Source organism: Novosphingobium lindaniclasticum LE124, assembly GCF_000445125.1.
Taxonomy (GTDB): domain Bacteria; phylum Pseudomonadota; class Alphaproteobacteria; order Sphingomonadales; family Sphingomonadaceae; genus Novosphingobium; species Novosphingobium lindaniclasticum.
Map to the genome: position 1 here is coordinate 33,172 of NZ_ATHL01000114.1, position 15,293 is coordinate 48,464.

Sequence of the window (15,293 nt, forward strand, 5' to 3'; positions counted from 1 at the left end):
GCCCCGTTGCGGACATTAAGCAAGGCGGCTCAGATCAGTGCCGCATCACATCATTTGAGGCGAGGGAACTTCAGAAATGGGCTCACTCGCTGCATGGTAGCGTCTACCTCAAGCGTCATACAAAGTTCCCGTCTCTCGGCCAGACAGTTTTCGGGGGCAGAAGGTTCGTTAACCGCTATAATCTGCAGTTCTGCATCCCCTCCAGCGCTATGTTTGGAAGACGCTCCGCCAAGGCTTACATATGACTGCTTACCTTTCTGATTAATGATCTGGAAATACTTGAACCCTGCCACCTTGCTGAGTTCTGCTGCCCGATAGAGTGCAATATTAAAAGCGCTGCCTTCCGGAGCCCTTCCGTTGACACCGGCTATTACTTTCCATGAATTTTGACCTATCAATTTGTCTTTATATCCACCAAACATACCCCATCGTTGATACTTCACTTGGCGAATATCTTGCGCTGGCAAGGTGGACGGAACAGTAATTAAACCCATCACTGCAGCCGCTATCAAATATCGCATGATGCCCCCGATTTTTCAGCTATTTGGCCGTCACGATTGGCCAACCCCTCTCGTCAAATATCATCGGTAATTCTGGATTGCGACCCTTATCCAGCGACCCTAAGCTCACGGTCCGCTCACCACCCCTTTCGGCCTTTCCCGGCGCGGCCATGGGCATCGGTCAGCGGAAGGGCGGCTTACCGCAGCGCGGCAAGAAAAGCGGTCTGGCGGCTCGCGCCCCGTTGCGGGCATTCCAAATCACGGTATGTGAATGCAATGATCGAGCGCGTATTCGTTCCTGCCGCCGCCACAATCTTGAGCCTCGGCTTTTTTCTGGCGGGCTTGATCGCGGTCGCTCTCATTTTTTTCAATACCGCGATGCCATGCAGGCCGGAAAGCGTATTCTACACAATCACGCGGATCGGGGCGGTGATAGCTCTGTTCGCAGGCGCGGTTCTGATGGAGAGATTGAAACTCGCGCCCTCCACCCGGAAGTTTATGGTCGGCCTTGCTATACCTCTGCTCGCAGTTGGACTCCACGCCGTTGCGATGAAGCAGGATGCAAATGCCCAAAGGTCATGCCTCGCGCAGAGGAATGGCAACTGACCACCCAACACGGCCGTAATATGGCTCAATTCGAAACGCCAAATCTTGCCATCTGTTGAAGGGCTCAGACGAGTGCCGGTAGGCATGAGCAAATGACACGCCGAGCACGATGAACTCCGCCTTCGGCGGTTGCGCTTGGCACAGTGACAAAGTGCAGTAGCGCTTTGCCACTGTGCCAAGCGCCCAAGTTGGCTTGACTGTCAGGATATACGACGCAGGGACATCGATCCCGAACGCAAATGGCGGGCATTCGCCGACCTTTAACGCCTTCGGCATCGGACGGGGGGGACGCCATATCCTTGACTCCCGCCCGCTGGATGAAGCCGATCGCCCTTCCATCCTCGTGCTGATGCTCGACAAGGCCGGGGCCGAGGCAAAGATCCCGCCCCGCGTGAATGCACGCGACGCAAGCGGACGCCGTGAAGTCTCTTGGTCGTTCGGCGAGGGCACGATCTTTCCCGGCTACACCGACGACAGCGAGTGGAATGGCTTCCTCAATATCCGCGTGGACGAAGCCACCTGGCCGCATGTGCGGGCAGAACTTCTTTCCAGCGCCGATGGCGATCGCCAGCTGATCGCATCTGTGAACGCTCTGAAGGCCGTGACCGGTTTCGTATCGCTCGCCTTCGGCTACACCACGCAGGAAGTCGAAACACGGTGGGCGTTGCAATTCCCCGACTATCCGATAGCCTGCATGCCGCCCATTCCGGGGGATTGGACGGACAAAAGCTGGCGCAACGACACCAAGCCCAGCTTCGAAGTCTGCACCGGGCCGATGGGTGAGCCCGTCGAAATGTGGATCGATTATCCCGAAGCCGCGCTGCGCGAGATCGCAGGCGAGCCACGCTTTGGCCTCTATCGCCGCAATGCCGAAGACGAGCTTGAGGCCATTTACACCGGCGAGGATTACGCCGAGGCCATGGAACATGCCAACCGCGAAGCCCTTGCCTGCGCCTTCGCTAAGGCGCTCGCCCAGGAAATGACGCCTGACGAATGGCAGACCATGCGGCTCACCAACCAGACGATCACATCCGGTTGCTGCGCGTCGCATAACCACCTCGATGCCAACATGGTCATGCTGGCCGTATGGCTGACCTATCGCGGCGACCAGCTGATCGCCCGAGGCGCGATCAACGACATCGGCGATGACCTCGATCACGTCAACGCGGCATGGACGATCGCCAGGGAACGCTACATGACGGCCAGCGCCGAAGGCGATCGCTTCGACCTCTGGCGCTGTACCGGGCTCACCGTGCCCGACCTTTCGGCCGCAGGCTGCGAAATGGGCGACAATGACCCCTGCATCCGGCCTGGCCGCGTCTACGAGCCCGGCCATATCGAACTGGATGAGGAAAAGGGCCTCATCGTCACCATCGGCAATTCGATCCGCACCTTCGAAAACCAGATCGAGGCCGAAGGCCACCTCTGGCGGGCCTATGCTGCCTCCGAGTTCAGCCAACAGCCCGAGGCCGCAGGCTGATCGGGACGCCAGTGCCGAGTTGAGGGGAGGGGGAGGGGACAGGCGAGCAACCCGAAAGGAGCCGCCCCATGTCCAACGTCGTCAAACTGCCCGGACCGCCAGCGCCACCACGCTGCGCGGTTCCCATCGGCCAAACGTCCTACGGTGCCCTCGAACTTGACCTCGACCGCGTCCTTGCCGGACGCATGCTGGTCCAGGGCGGGTCCGGTGCCGGCAAGAGCCAGACCATGCGCCGCATCGTCGAAGAAGCCTTCGACTATGTGCAGACCATGATCGTCGATCCCGAAGGCGAGTTCGGCAACCTTGCCGCGCACATCGGCGCCACCACGATCAAGGCCGCCGAAATCGCCGCCGATGGCCTGACCGCCGCAGCGACCCGCGCGCGGCACCACCGCATCGCACTCCATCTGGATCTCACCGACCTCGATCCCGAACAGCGCATCATCAAGGCATCGGCCTTCTTCGCCGGCCTTGTCGGCGCGCCGCGTGAGGACTGGAAACACACCGTTCTCGTCGCGATCGATGAAGGACACCTGCTCGCCCCCCATCAGGCCGGTTCCGCGCAGGACGCGGAAACCCGCCGCCTTGGCGTCGCCACGCTCACCGACTTGTGCGCCCGAGGCCGCAAACGCGGGATCGCACCCATCATCGCGACCCAGCGCCTCGCCAAGCTCTCCAGCTCCGTCGTCTCCGAGCTTCAGAACTTCCTCATCGGCATCAACGTCTTCGACCGCGACATCCTTCGCGCCGCCGACATTCTGGGATTCAGCCGCAGCGAGGCCGAGAAGCTGCGCACCCTTCGCGCCGGCGAGTTCTACGCCTTCGGCCCCGCGCTCACTCGCACCCCGCTGCTCGCCAAGATCGACCAGACCATCACCGAACATCTCGGCGCGACCCCGGACCTGCACGGCGCTGCCGACCTCGACCATGCCGAGGCTCAGAAGCTGCTCGACCTCGAGCATCTTCGTGAAACCTCGAACCAGCGTGACGACAGCCTGAAGACGCGCGGAAGCCGCGCTCTCGATGCCTTCCTGCTCGATCCCATCGCGCCGACCGCAACAGCGATCTGCCTGGCCTTGAAGGGGATCTCGCCGAACGCCACCACCGCCAGCGAACTGGCCAAGCACCTTTGCATCACGCGCGAGGCCGTGGACCAGGCACTGGACGTCCTCTCGGCGCTATCGGCCGTCGATACCATGCCACGGGCCGATGACCGCATGGCGCGCCTCCACACACGGCTGCGCGCCCGGCTCAGCGATGTCCATGTGGTGGGCTTGTCATGAACGACGACACCGCACCCATCATCGTCGAACTTGTTCCGCTCGCAGCGCCGGTGCCCACGCCATCGGCGCCGCTTGGCGAAATGCCGTATCGCTCCGACAGCTGGACCCCGGACGAAGTTCGCACCCTGCGCCAGCTATTCAACGATGACACTCCGCTACCGGAAATCTCCGAGGCTCTGGGCCGGGGTTTGCAAGGTGTCAGGGACAAGGTTTGCACCCTTGGCCTGCGCCGCCATTCAACGCGGCCGTGGGGTGAGCTTGAAGATCACGAACTGATCCAGACTTACGGAAAGGAGTCGGCTGCCACCATCGCTGCGCGCCTCGGCCGCTCATGTGGCGCAGTCTATACCCGTGCCGCGATCCTTGGCATCAGCGAAGCGGCGGCACCGCCATGGACACCATGGGAAGATGCACAGCTGCGCGCCGGCTTTGCGGCCGACATTCCAACGGCTCAGGTCGCCCTCATCATCGGCAGACCCCATCCCGGCGTTTACAGCCGCGCAACGAAGCTGGGCATCAAGCACGCGAGCACGCCCAAGGGCTGGACCAATGCCGAGATCGAGCGCGCCATTGAACTTGCTGAAGCCGGACATTCCTACACCCAGATCGGCGTGATCCTTGGCACGGAAGGCTTCTCGACCCGCACCAAGTCGTCGCTTCAGGCGCTTATGCGGCGAACCGGGCAGGGGAAGGGCTGGGGCCGCGTCTGGATGCCCGAGGAAGATGAGTTGCTCATCAAAGCCTACCGCGACAACGCCAGCCTTACCCCTTTGCGCAACCGGCTCGGCCGATCGGTCTTCTCGATCCGCTGGCGCGCGGAATATCTGAATCTTCGCGGCACTCATGCACGGTCCAAAGGCTGGCGCCTTGGTCCTGACTGGTCTGAGGCCGACGAAGCATGGCTTCGGCGGGACTACGGCAAGATCCCGACGCCCGAACTGGCCCGGCAAATGGGCCGCACACGCGCAGCCATCTTCACGCGCGCGAATGTCCTGGGCCTTGTCCATGAAGGCCGCCAGCGCTGGACCCCCGATCATCTGGCCGCGCTGCGCATCGCGCATGAGCATGGCATCAGCCTCACAGATCTTGCCGCAGCGCTCGGCCGAGAAGTCGGCGCCCTTCACAAATATGCCGGCAAGCAGGGCCTCGTCTTCGGCCGTCGCCCGCGCAGGCCACAACCTCCGACCCTCGCTGACATACTGAATCTGTCCGAGGCCGCGAAAGGAGAGGGGGAGGGGTGAAGGCGAAGGCAAGGATTTTCCGCGCCAGCAGGAGATGCAGCATGTGCCCTAACACCACACAGATTGCCGCCCCGAACCCGAACGCCGGCCATGAAATCGTCCTCTGGCCCGACGGAACCTGGTGCTGGAACGACGAGTTCGATCCCGCCGAATGGTCGTTCATGTCGGACGATTACGAAGTGATCGACATGGGCGACATGCCCCGCGTCGAACGGCTTACCCGCGAGGATGCGCAGCTTTGCGCCGATGTCCTCGAAGAACTGCGCTGAGGGCCGCCACATGGTAGACCGTGTTTCCGCGTCGATCACGATCGGCGGCACCATCAGTCACGCCCTCTGGAAGAGCCTCACGGTCGCGATCGCGGCCGAGGCTCTGTCCACCGATTGGGACGGCGAGCCTTTCAACGACAGCGACCTGACCGAAGGCCAGCCCTTGCGCCTCTATGCGCACGAAGTCGCCAATGGCACCTTCAAGGAACTGGAGCCCATCTGCGAGGCGCATGGCGTGCCGTTCGTGCGGTCCTCCTACGGTTTTACCGGGCAGTGGGGCCCGGAGAAGGTCGTCTTCACCGGAACGGGCGATCCGGTCATTTATCCCTGCAGCGAAGACGGCACCCCATACGTCGATCGCGCGAAGATCGAGGCGCTCGGCAGTCTCGCTGCGGTGAACGCTTATCTGGACGAGGCCGATTTCGCTGTTCCCCCGATCGTCATCACCAACGAAGCTGGGGAGGGGGCCTCGATCGTTACTCCTGTCGCTCTCGCCCAGGCCGTCCACGTCCCGCCTCCGCTCGAGATCGCCAGAATGCTCGCCCTCAGCACGAGGCATATGAGCCCCGCGACGGCTGCAAACTGGATGCCGCACTGTCCCTGGACCTGCTTCGACAAGGACGACTATGGCTGGTTCATGCACGTCTGCGATGACGTCGGCATAACCGAGGCCAAGGGCGTCCCCGCCGAGATCCGTTCGGCCATCCACGTCGCCAAGCGCGAAAACTGCGCATGGATCATGTGGGACTGCGATGGCCCGCAGGTCGACGAACTGCCGGAATACGAGTGGTGACACGCTCCCGGCACCTCCCCGCGAAGCAGCTGCAGAGCGCTGCCAAGGCCGTGGACGCGGAAACCCGCGTCCCGGACTACCTCTTACCGCCCCGCGCGCCCATCCATGCGCAGCTGAATCGAACGCTTCAACGCTGCAGTGCCCGCATCGCAGCGCCCCCGTCTCGCCGCCTGACCCGCAGGAGAATTGCCATGTCCCTCGCAACCGTCGCAGCCGGTATGTCCGAACGCGAAATCATTGCCCGCCTCAACGATCGCTGCCGGCACGGTCTCGACCGCACCGGGCGCATCGTCATCACCCGCACCTGCCTCGGCACCTTTGCCGACAGCACGATGGCAGAGATTGTTGCCCAGGCCCAGATCCTCGCAGAGGTGCGCAAGTTCACCTATCCCGGTGACGACAGGACCGAGCGCGATCGGGGCCAGATCGAATACCGGGGCACGACCGTCTATTTCCAGATCGACGCCTATGACGCCGACTTGAAATGGGGTTCGCCCGATCCCACTGACGCCAGCGTTACGCGCCGCGTCATGACGATCATGGTTCGCGAGGATCTCTGACGTGCGCACAAATGTTCCGATTGCCAACCATGGTTGACAGTCGGAAGTCTGTCAACTAGGGTTATCACATGATCGAGATGATCCAGTCTAACGCCTTCAATCAATGGTTGGCTGGTTTGCGCGATTCAAATGCGAAAGCCCGGATACAGATCCGCCTGCGTCGTTTGAGCCTTGGAAATCCAGGCGACGTAAAGCCCGTAGGAGATGGAATATCCGAGCTTCGCATTGATTATGGGCCGGGATACCGCGTTTATTACATGAAGCGCGGCCCCATCGTGATTGTCCTGCTTTGTGGCGGTGACAAGAGCACCCAGGGACGAGACATCGCGCAGGCAAAGTCAATCGCGAACGCATGGAAGGAATGAAATCATGGACGTGACTTTTAGCCGTTACGATCCCGCCGACTTCCTCAAGAGCGAAGCGGACATTGCGGCATATCTGGACGCCGCTGCTGAGGATGGTGATACCGCCGTAATCGCCGCGGCTCTGGGCGATGTGGTGCGCGCTCGCAACCTCAGCAAGCTCTCACGCGATACCGGCCTTAGCCGTGAGGGCATTTACAAAGCCCTGTCCGGTGAAGGGAATCCGAGCTTCGCGACGATCGGCAAAATTGCCGATGCCCTTGGGTTGCGTATCAGCTTCCAGCCAAATCACCAGGCAATCACACCGGCGCCATAACAGCCGCTGCCTCAATTGCAGGAGATCAGGCCGTGAGCTTGTCTATCGAAACCTTCCGCTCGAGCGAAGTCTCGAAGCGCTTCGGTTTCTACTACGATAAAGCTATGGCCCACCCGATCGCGGTCGAGCGCGATGGCGCCGTGCTTGTCGTCATGTTGTCGGCTGCGGAATACGAGCGCCTAGCGCGTCTCGATCACATCGCGCTTGCTCCTGAAGAACTGAGCGAAGCGGCATTCAATGCCATTGCTAATGCCCAGCCTGTCGCCGAGCCTGACTGAGCCGCGCCCTAATGAGTGCTCGAGCATCAACGCCTCGATCCGCGAAGCCGCATCAGACCGAGCTAACCCAACGCGCCTTGCCCAAGGCCGAATGTAATGATGGCGGTGCCGGGCGGTCGCGTTTACCCGGCACCTGTCGCGCCCATTAGCATTCTGGTGTTCATGTTCAAGATGCCGGCGGGGCACATGGACAAATCGTCATAAATCTAACGGCGTTCTACAAGTCGATGTTGCGCCGCTCAATTTCGTCGATCACCGCCTGTTCAAAATCAGACAGGTTTTCGCCGTCTTCGACTTTATCCCATGCATCGACCAACTGTTCGTCGGTCATCTGTTTCGGGTCCATCATCCATGTTCCTCTGCCATCGCAGGGCGATCATCCCATGCGCGCGGGCGACGATCAACGTCCATCTCGCCCGGTGCGATAATAGCAATTATGTTAAATATCAGTCACTTAGAACAGTGTTTGTTCTAGGCCGTCATCCGCTGCCGGTCAACACTGACGATGCATGCGGCAATCCCACCAGCCCCGAGGAGAAGCCAATGCGTGAGCAATCCCGCAACGAAGGAGATTTGGGCATCCGGTATCTGCGGATGGCCCTTGAGTACGGCCGCGCAACGCGCGCATTGGTCGATGCAAGCCAGTGTGAAGCGCCCTTCTGGCACTCTGTAGGCCACGCCCTCGAGCTATCGTTGAAGTCACTGCTGAAAAAGCACGGCTTCGACGAGATGGACCTGATGCAGTTCATCAACCATGACCTTTACAGGGCCGAGCGATCCTTTCTCCGGCAGTGTCCCGATTCCAAGCTAATCTCGCCCGACGCATCACGACTAATTCGCCAGGTGTCGGATTACCATGCGCGCCTCGACTTCAGGTATCCATGCTTGTTCCCTATCGGCTCTCTGCCCGACCCGGCTGATGCTGAAAGGGTACTCGATGCTCACCTCACGGCGATCAGCAGCCATTTCGGGATCATTTCCCATGCGTAAGGATAGCAAAACCCTTCGCATTGATGCCGTGCGATACGATCGCAAGATCGCCACCGAAGCTTGAGCCGATTTACGCCTAGGAATACCCGCGAGCGTGATACAAGCAAACAAAGTCCTTAGCGGGAGTCCACCCAAACGGACTTTTGATGACCTTCACCAAGTAGCCATCACCGAAGGGTTTCATGATCGTTTCAAGCTCATGCTGGTAACGCCGACGAAAATCTTGCAATTCGCCGTATGATGAAAGCTCAATCATGACCCTGGAGTCAGATCGTCCAAAGTAGGTCGATGGATCGTGCCACTTGGGGTCGTCGCGACGTATCCTTTCCGAGGGAGACGTTGGTACTTGTTCGTCCTGACCGTTTGGATGCGCAAAGTCAGCTAGACTTAACGGAATTCCATCATCAGGGGGAGGGAAGGCGGGAAATTCAGACCCGACTGGCTTTCTGGGGCGACTCACACTTGTTTTTTTGCGACTGTTCTCACGCTGTTCAGCCTTCCAACTGCTGTTGATCGATTCGATGACGCTCTCCGCAGATACGTCACACCCAAACATTCTGTCCCAATCGCCCACAGTTCACCTCTACAAGCACGAGATGATGTTACCTCACGCTGGTTAACAAGTCACGGTTGGGGCCAAGTCGAGACAGAAGCGCCGCGCTTCTTGCATTTCGTGCAGCGCAGGGGCTTCTGGATCGCTTCCAAGTCCCGCTGCCGAGGCACGTCGTTGACCTTCATCACTAGCTTGTTTGCAGGCAGGACGGTAACATACCCGATGACGCGCTTCTGCGACTGATCCAGAGCCATTCGGACCCATGCGTCGTCTATTCATTGCGAGCCGAACGCCAAAGGCGCCTGCAAACAATAACGGGGCCGAAACCGTAGCAGCGGCTTCGACCCCGTCGATTGAATGAGACCCATGCATTACCGTGGATCGACCAGAGCAACGCCTGAACGTCGACTCCGGCTCCATCCCTAATAGATCGCAATGGGTCAATTTAACATGAACGAACCTGCATGGCTCGTTCCCGCGCATTTGCGCACATCACCCCGAAGGACATCACCCGAAGGACAAACCTATGACTATCTCGTCTCTTTCAGCCCGCCGCCGCCATCTCACCTCGTTCGAAAAGTGCTATGCCGTCGCCTGCCAGCTTCGCGACACCACCGGCGCCGACCAGTTCGTCGTGCGCACCGACAACCCCTTGCAACCCTTCCGCGTCTCGCGGCATCAGCCGACCGAGCCGGAAACCATCCTTGCGCTCGTAGCCTGAGCGCTTAATTCCAGACCTTCTGATCCGCCACCAGTTCGGCGGGTGTTTGCCGGCGACCAGATTGCGTGCCGAGACATGCAGCACTTCCGCCCCCGATTCACGGACGGCCCGGGCCATGTAGGCGCGGCGGTTCGCCAAGATCGCCAGCCAGCGCATATCCTTCACGGTCTCTTTCAGATCCCGTTCGCAGGTCAGATACCACAGCTTAATCTGCAGCGGGTTCTTGTCCTTGAGGATTTCCTCAAAGGCCACATAACCCTCGCCATAGCGCACGCCCTTGCGGACGTCGTTCCACAGGTCGAAATAGGCATCGGCCATTTCGCGGGTCGCAAAATACCCGGCATCCAGGCTCTCACCCATAAGGGCTCCCGCCAGCAGCTGCCGAACAGGTCGAAGTTCGACATCGTTCATCGCGTCTATCAAGGGCAGATCGTAATTGTACCCCTCCAATACGTCCTTCATCTTCATAGGTTGTCCTCCTTCGGTGAGACCTATGCGCCGTTTAGAACATTAAGTGAACGTCTTGGTCAAGGCCCTCGCGGTCATCCAAATGATCGGGCATTTCATTTTCGGAAACTTAGGTCTCCGATAAAATTTACCGTTCGTTAGGAATTGTAACTCAAAAGTTATCACCGAGAGCGAGAAGCAGTCTTGTTCCATGCCGGTCTGGCAATCCCAAACACCCCCTGTTCACAAATATTTGCCAGACCGGCAACCCGGCTCGCGAGCGGTATCCATTCCAGAGTAATCCCCTGGACCTTGAGGAAAGAGGGGCGTGGAGGTTAGGTTGTTCGCGACATGACCGGAGATCTTGTATGAAAGCCGCCCTCCCCTTGGCCATCCTGTTCACCGTCGTCCCTATGGCCCTGGCGGTGGCCACCACTCGCGCCTCAGGTGTCTTCCAGCTTCGTCCAGCTGGCGCACCGCCGCTCACACGTTATGAACGCTGGCGGCGTTTTGCACTTCTCAACTGGATCTGGCTGCCTCTCGCCGTAGCCGTGCCCTACGTAGTCTACAACTACCTCACTGGCCGAAATCCCTGGATGCTTTTGATGGTGCTTTCCATCAGTGGCTTGTGCCTCAGCATGGTCGGACCCGCGCGCATTGCATGGCTGATTGCAGGGCTACTTGCAGCTTGCCTGATCTATTCGTCGATCAAGCACACATGACCCGACTATATCTCTCCGAGACGGACCTTACCTCGTCTCTCCACCAGGCGCTGGCCGTGAACCTTGGTACTGCCTGCGCTTCGCGCAAATTGACCCAAGGCGAACTCTGAGCGATCCGGTGTCGCCGCCTCGCACATCTCCCATATCATGCACGCAAGAGCGAACCCCACCCTCTCTACCCTGCAGAAAATGGCGGATGTGCTTGAAGTTAACGTGATCGATCTTCTCACGCCAATCTCTGAAAAGCCACGCCATCCTGAATGAAGCGTGCGGCTAAACGTCGCCAGCGATCGATCCCCGATCCATCATTTCGAAAGGAGCTGTGACATGGAACCACTGCGCCATCTCGATCGTGACACGCGCCGCGCGCGCCTGCTGGCAGCACGGACCCGCCCTGTCGGCGGCATCAATCGGCGAGGCATCTTCACCGGCCATTGGGATCGCGGTGACGTCGTCCGTCAGTTCCGTGGTGGGAACGGGTCGTGGCTTGGCCTTGCTGCCTACGGAATAACGGATCGGGGTAAGAAATAGACAGCGAGACCTCTCGATCGACACTTCAAAAAAATTCTCCTCCCGCTACTGGTCGCTAAAGCAGCAACATGGGGGCTAGAACAAAATGCTACATACTCGCTTGATTTTGGCGAGCGCAGCCATTCTGCTTGCATGTCGCGCGGCGATCTGGATGAGAAAGCGCGACAATCAAGATGAGAATCCGGTGTGTCGGGATTGGCGTAGGGCGTAGCCCGTAGCCGGTCCCGACACACCGGAGGCACTCTTTGCCGGGTGCCTGTGATGGTCGTGGTGGCCGCTATGCATCGGGTTTTCCGGGGAGGAGGACTTGGCGTGTGGCCGGCCGACACATCAACGATCATCAAGTGAGACTTTTCATGACCAACAGACGTTATGACCCCGTCGCCCTGGCGGCGGCGAAGGCCGGGTTCAGTCCGGCGACGGGCTATCGGGTTCTGCAGGACGCCCGGCTGCCATCACAGCGGCCAACACCGCGCAGCCGACGCCGACCCGACCCCCTTGCCGGTATTTTCGATGAAGTTGTCGTGCCGATGTTAGAGGCTGCCCCGGGCCTTCGGCCCATAGCGATCTTCGAGGAACTGCGACGCCGATATCCCGAGACGGAGTTTGGCTCCCGGCGAACCCTGGAGAGGCGCATTCGCGACTGGCGCGCCATGAACGGGCAAGATCGCGAAGTCATTTTCCGGCAAGTGCATGAGGCCGGGCGGCTCGGCCTGTCCGATTTTACGTGCATGGACGATCTGGAAGTTTCCATCGCCGGACAGCCCTTGGACCACCTGCTCTATCACTTCCGGCTTCCGTGTGGCGGCTTCGAACACGGGCACATCATCCTGGGCGGCGAGAGCTTCGTCGCCTTGGCTGAAGGGCTGCAGAACGCGCTCTGGTCCGCAGGCGGCGCGCCGAAGCTTCATCGTACCGACAGCCTCTCGGCCGCCTTCCGCAATCTGGACGCGGATGCCAGGGTCGACCTGACCAGGCGTTATGACGCGCTCTGTGACCATTATGGAATGGAGCCCACGAGGAACAACCGGGGCGTTGCCCATGAGAACGGCGCCATCGAGAGTGCCCATGGCCATATCAAGGCTGCCATAAGGGATGCGCTGCTGCTGCGCGGGAGCGCCGACTTCTCCGACCTTGCCGACTATCGCCGCTTCATCGACGAGGTTGTGAATGCGCGCAACCGGCGGCACGGCCCCGGGATCGATGCCGAACGCAAGTTCCTGCGGGCGCTGCCGGACGTGCGCACCACCGATTACGAGGAGATCCTCGTGACGGTCACATCCTCGGGCGGCTTCACGTTGCGCAAGGTGTTCTACACGGTCCCATCCCGCCTGATCGGGCACCGTTTGCGGGTTCGCCTTTATGATGACCGCCTCGACCTCTTCATCGGCGGCACGAGGCTCATGACTCTGCCGCGCGGCCGCGCGGGCATGAACGGGAAGCACGGCCACGTTGTCGATTACCGTCACGTGATCCATTCTCTGCGCCGTAAGCCCATGGCACTGCTAGGGCTGGTCTATCGCGATAGCCTGTTCCCGCGAGAGGCCTATCGCCTGATGTTCGACCACCTGCTGGAAGTTCAGGGCGAGCGGGAAGCCTGCCGCACCACCGTCGAACTTCTGGCTATGGCTCACGAGCGTGCATGCGAGGCCGAACTCGCGGGGCTCTTGACCGAGGACCTGGCGGCGCGCCGAACGCCCTGCCTGACAACCTTGCGGGCCCAGTTCTGTCCGGACCCTGCCGATCTGCCCGAAGTCGTGGTCAAACTGGTACCGCTCTCGATCTACGACGGACTTATCGAACAGGGAGAAGCCGCATGAACGCAACTCCCATGATTGATGCGCAGCGTCTCAGCCTCATGCTCAACGAACTGCGCTTGCCCACCATCAAGCACATCTGGGGGGACTTCGCCGCCCAGGCAGACAAGGAAGGATGGCCCGCCAGCAGATTCCTCGCCGCGCTGGCCGAGCACGAACTTGCCGAACGCGATCGGCGTCGGATCGAACGCCACCTGGCAGAGGCACATCTACCCGCAGGCAAGACCCTCGACTGCTTCGCCTTCGATGCCGTGCCGATGATCTCCAAGGCCCAGGTCATGGCCCTGTGCGCTGGTGATGGTTGGCTCGAGCAAGGTGCCAACCTCATCCTGTTCGGTCCGCCCGGCGGCGGAAAAACCCATCTCGCCGCAGCAATCGGCCTGGCGCTGGTAGAGCGGGGCTGGAGAGTTTTGTTCACCCGGACCTCCGACCTCGTGCAACGCCTGCAGGTCGCGCGGCGCGAACTCGCGCTCGAATCCGCGATGGCCAAGCTCGACAAATACCACCTGCTGGTTCTCGACGACTTCGCCTACATCTCGCGCGACCAAGCCGAGACATCGGTGCTCTTCGAGTTGATCAGCGCGCGCTACGAGCGACGGTCGTTGCTGATCACCGCCAACCAGCCCTTCGGCGAGTGGAACAGGGTCTTCCCCGACCCCGCGATGACGCTCGCCGCTGTCGACAGGCTCGTCCACCACGCCACCATCTTCGAGATGAACGTCGAAAGTTACAGACGGCGCACCGCTCAGGCCAGACGCGCCGGTGCCGGGCGGCCCGCCGCATACACCACGCCAAAGGTTCTCGAGACCATCCGCGACAATCAGGATGAGAACGACGAACTTGCCAGCGACAATCTAAACAGGCACTGATCGACGCGCCGCGACAATCACATTCTCATCCTGATTGACGCGCAATCATCATCCAGTTTGTCGCGCTACAGCTTGCAGGTTGCAACTCCAACGCACCATCAAATATAGATAGCCCCTCAACGGATAAAACTGACCGCACCGCAGGAGTTTTCGTTCCGTGACCTGGTGCCGGGAAAAACAAGCTATAATCAGGCGTTGAAGATAAAGGCTGTTGATGCCTGCTCGGACGGAATCGATGGCGGCCACAGCTGCATGTTCGCCAAAAACGAAGTGGCCGGTATAACGGCAAGGGGTAGCGACGTCATCTTTCGCAAGGATGGAAAGCTCGACTGGTTTTCAATCAAGATAGACCCGTCTGACTATGACGAAATTCTTCGCGTTATTCGTCCAATTTACGGCGATCCGTGTCTGGAAGAACACAAGACGCTACAGAATGCTTTCGGGGCAACCTTTGCCGGCGATGAAATGCGATGGTGCTTTTCACAAGGTAATCTCTCATTCCGACGACATGCTAAAGACAATGCGACACGAGGCGAGTTCGAGTTTTTTGTGCGTGACGATAGCCCTCCATCACCGGTTCCTACCACAGCTTCAGAACTGTAACGGTTAGCAGTAGGGGGCATCTCGCCTGCGGCGAGACCGGGCTCTAGTCGCCTGCGGCTCCCGGAGCCCCTGCGGGTCTCCGCCCTTCGGGTGACGATCCCTTGCCCGGGGGCCCTGTCTTCGCCGTCAGCGGGCCTGCAACGGGCCTCAAAGGCCCTGCGTCGCGATGTGGCCCCCTTCCCTTACCTTCAGTCCTCCACCGCACTCCTGGTCCACGCACAGCGTCAATAGCCTGCGGCTGTTGTCGTCCTCTTCGGGGCCGGTTTTCTTGTCTATGCCGTGAACCGGCGAGGACGCCGGCTCCCGGCACCAACCTCGCGCCAGGTCATTCACCACACACTGCGCCACCCCC

General features: G+C 60.2%; 19 protein-coding genes and 1 pseudogene. 17 read left to right on the top strand and 3 right to left on the bottom strand.

Going from position 1 to position 15,293, the window contains the following annotated elements; all coding sequences use genetic code 11:
* Nucleotides 1-50: 50 nt before the first annotated feature.
* Nucleotides 51-494: a hypothetical protein gene (locus L284_RS48055; protein ID WP_152524728.1), complete on the bottom strand. Its 444-nt coding sequence runs from the start codon at nt 492-494 to the stop codon at nt 51-53.
* A 282-nt stretch (nt 495-776) separates the two neighbouring features.
* Here L284_RS48055 and L284_RS41535 point away from each other — a divergent pair, with 282 nt between their 5' ends.
* The 11 genes from L284_RS41535 (at nt 777) to L284_RS41580 (ending at nt 8,678) form a co-directional block, all read left to right on the top strand.
* Nucleotides 777-1,106, top strand: coding sequence for a hypothetical protein (locus L284_RS41535; RefSeq protein ID WP_021235316.1), 330 nt, complete (start codon nt 777-779; stop codon nt 1,104-1,106).
* Between the two features lie 391 nt (nt 1,107-1,497).
* Complete coding sequence (locus L284_RS41540) at nt 1,498-2,586, top strand: hypothetical protein (RefSeq protein WP_152524729.1); 1,089 nt, start codon at nt 1,498-1,500, stop codon at nt 2,584-2,586.
* A 68-nt stretch (nt 2,587-2,654) separates the two neighbouring features.
* A complete protein-coding gene (locus L284_RS41545) occupies nt 2,655-3,869 on the top strand; it encodes a type IV secretory system conjugative DNA transfer family protein (protein ID WP_031342831.1) in 1,215 nt (404 codons plus the stop codon).
* Nucleotides 3,866-5,110, top strand: coding sequence for a hypothetical protein (locus L284_RS41550; protein ID WP_021235319.1), 1,245 nt, complete (start codon nt 3,866-3,868; stop codon nt 5,108-5,110). Before L284_RS41545 ends, L284_RS41550 begins: the two co-directional genes overlap by 4 nt.
* Before the next feature lie 41 nt (nt 5,111-5,151).
* Nucleotides 5,152-5,379, top strand: coding sequence for a hypothetical protein (locus L284_RS41555; RefSeq protein ID WP_021235320.1), 228 nt, complete (start codon nt 5,152-5,154; stop codon nt 5,377-5,379).
* Between the two features lie 10 nt (nt 5,380-5,389).
* The gene (locus L284_RS48530) at nt 5,390-6,172 is read left to right on the top strand and encodes a DUF5983 family protein (RefSeq protein ID WP_021235321.1); all 783 of its coding nucleotides are present in this window, start codon (nt 5,390-5,392) and stop codon (nt 6,170-6,172) included.
* Between the two features lie 191 nt (nt 6,173-6,363).
* Nucleotides 6,364-6,732 carry a DUF3768 domain-containing protein gene (locus L284_RS41560; protein ID WP_081674097.1) on the top strand — a complete coding sequence of 123 codons (369 nt, stop codon included), beginning with the start codon at nt 6,364-6,366 and terminating at the stop codon, nt 6,730-6,732.
* A 68-nt stretch (nt 6,733-6,800) separates the two neighbouring features.
* Nucleotides 6,801-7,097: a type II toxin-antitoxin system RelE/ParE family toxin gene (locus tag L284_RS41565; RefSeq protein WP_021235323.1), complete on the top strand. Its 297-nt coding sequence runs from the start codon at nt 6,801-6,803 to the stop codon at nt 7,095-7,097.
* Nucleotides 7,098-7,101: 4 nt separating this feature from the next.
* Nucleotides 7,102-7,410 (top strand): addiction module antidote protein, encoded by a 309-nt coding sequence (locus L284_RS41570; protein ID WP_008832815.1) that lies wholly within the window; start codon nt 7,102-7,104, stop codon nt 7,408-7,410.
* A gap of 32 nt (nt 7,411-7,442) precedes the next feature.
* Nucleotides 7,443-7,688, top strand: a complete 246-nt coding sequence (locus tag L284_RS41575) for a prevent-host-death protein (protein WP_031342835.1) — start codon at nt 7,443-7,445, stop codon at nt 7,686-7,688.
* 543 nt (nt 7,689-8,231) lie between these two features.
* On the top strand, nt 8,232-8,678 hold the full coding sequence (locus L284_RS41580; RefSeq protein ID WP_021235327.1) for a hypothetical protein: 447 nt from the start codon (nt 8,232-8,234) through the stop codon (nt 8,676-8,678).
* A gap of 1,097 nt (nt 8,679-9,775) precedes the next feature.
* Here the strand turns inward: L284_RS41580 and L284_RS48535 are convergent.
* Nucleotides 9,776-10,420, bottom strand: coding sequence for a hypothetical protein (locus tag L284_RS48535; RefSeq protein WP_021235329.1), 645 nt, complete (start codon nt 10,418-10,420; stop codon nt 9,776-9,778).
* A 347-nt stretch (nt 10,421-10,767) separates the two neighbouring features.
* On the opposite strand from L284_RS48535, the gene L284_RS41595 reads away from it, so the two are divergent.
* The 6 genes and pseudogenes from L284_RS41595 to L284_RS48065 all read left to right on the top strand — a co-directional run bounded on the left by L284_RS41595 (nt 10,768) and on the right by L284_RS48065 (nt 14,941).
* Nucleotides 10,768-11,121 (top strand): hypothetical protein, encoded by a 354-nt coding sequence (locus L284_RS41595; protein ID WP_021235331.1) that lies wholly within the window; start codon nt 10,768-10,770, stop codon nt 11,119-11,121.
* Between the two features lie 120 nt (nt 11,122-11,241).
* Nucleotides 11,242-11,385, top strand: a pseudogene (locus L284_RS48830) (helix-turn-helix domain-containing protein); the annotation flags it as partial.
* Between the two features lie 63 nt (nt 11,386-11,448).
* Nucleotides 11,449-11,652, top strand: coding sequence for a hypothetical protein (locus L284_RS47615; RefSeq protein ID WP_081674099.1), 204 nt, complete (start codon nt 11,449-11,451; stop codon nt 11,650-11,652).
* 314 nt (nt 11,653-11,966) lie between these two features.
* Entirely contained in the window at nt 11,967-13,472 is a 1,506-nt protein-coding gene (gene istA, locus L284_RS0124685) for an IS21 family transposase (protein ID WP_031342839.1), read from the top strand.
* Nucleotides 13,469-14,338: an IS21-like element helper ATPase IstB gene (istB, locus tag L284_RS41600; protein WP_021235334.1), complete on the top strand. Its 870-nt coding sequence runs from the start codon at nt 13,469-13,471 to the stop codon at nt 14,336-14,338. Before istA ends, istB begins: the two co-directional genes overlap by 4 nt.
* A gap of 252 nt (nt 14,339-14,590) precedes the next feature.
* Nucleotides 14,591-14,941 (top strand): hypothetical protein, encoded by a 351-nt coding sequence (locus tag L284_RS48065; protein ID WP_152524730.1) that lies wholly within the window; start codon nt 14,591-14,593, stop codon nt 14,939-14,941.
* A 147-nt stretch (nt 14,942-15,088) separates the two neighbouring features.
* Here the strand turns inward: L284_RS48065 and L284_RS48835 are convergent.
* Nucleotides 15,089-15,293 (bottom strand): hypothetical protein (locus L284_RS48835; RefSeq protein ID WP_235054502.1); only part of this gene is annotated, 205 nt, incomplete at its 5' end.

What these genes read in the sequence shown, in the direction of transcription:
- L284_RS48535 (WP_021235329.1), bottom strand. Translation starts at nt 10,420, where the DNA reads ATGAAGATGAAGGACGTATTGGAGGGGTACAATTACGATCTGCCCTTG.
- L284_RS41535 (WP_021235316.1), top strand. Translation starts at nt 777, where the DNA reads ATGATCGAGCGCGTATTCGTTCCTGCCGCCGCCACAATCTTGAGCCTC.
- istB (WP_021235334.1), top strand. Translation starts at nt 13,469, where the DNA reads ATGAACGCAACTCCCATGATTGATGCGCAGCGTCTCAGCCTCATGCTC.
- L284_RS47615 (WP_081674099.1), top strand. Translation starts at nt 11,449, where the DNA reads ATGGAACCACTGCGCCATCTCGATCGTGACACGCGCCGCGCGCGCCTG.
- L284_RS41560 (WP_081674097.1), top strand. Translation starts at nt 6,364, where the DNA reads ATGTCCCTCGCAACCGTCGCAGCCGGTATGTCCGAACGCGAAATCATT.
- L284_RS41565 (WP_021235323.1), top strand. Translation starts at nt 6,801, where the DNA reads ATGATCGAGATGATCCAGTCTAACGCCTTCAATCAATGGTTGGCTGGT.
- L284_RS48055 (WP_152524728.1), bottom strand. Translation starts at nt 494, where the DNA reads ATGGGTTTAATTACTGTTCCGTCCACCTTGCCAGCGCAAGATATTCGC.
- L284_RS41545 (WP_031342831.1), top strand. Translation starts at nt 2,655, where the DNA reads ATGTCCAACGTCGTCAAACTGCCCGGACCGCCAGCGCCACCACGCTGC.
- L284_RS41550 (WP_021235319.1), top strand. Translation starts at nt 3,866, where the DNA reads ATGAACGACGACACCGCACCCATCATCGTCGAACTTGTTCCGCTCGCA.
- L284_RS41570 (WP_008832815.1), top strand. Translation starts at nt 7,102, where the DNA reads ATGGACGTGACTTTTAGCCGTTACGATCCCGCCGACTTCCTCAAGAGC.
- L284_RS48530 (WP_021235321.1), top strand. Translation starts at nt 5,390, where the DNA reads ATGGTAGACCGTGTTTCCGCGTCGATCACGATCGGCGGCACCATCAGT.
- L284_RS41555 (WP_021235320.1), top strand. Translation starts at nt 5,152, where the DNA reads ATGTGCCCTAACACCACACAGATTGCCGCCCCGAACCCGAACGCCGGC.
- L284_RS41595 (WP_021235331.1), top strand. Translation starts at nt 10,768, where the DNA reads ATGAAAGCCGCCCTCCCCTTGGCCATCCTGTTCACCGTCGTCCCTATG.
- L284_RS48065 (WP_152524730.1), top strand. Translation starts at nt 14,591, where the DNA reads ATGTTCGCCAAAAACGAAGTGGCCGGTATAACGGCAAGGGGTAGCGAC.
- L284_RS41580 (WP_021235327.1), top strand. Translation starts at nt 8,232, where the DNA reads ATGCGTGAGCAATCCCGCAACGAAGGAGATTTGGGCATCCGGTATCTG.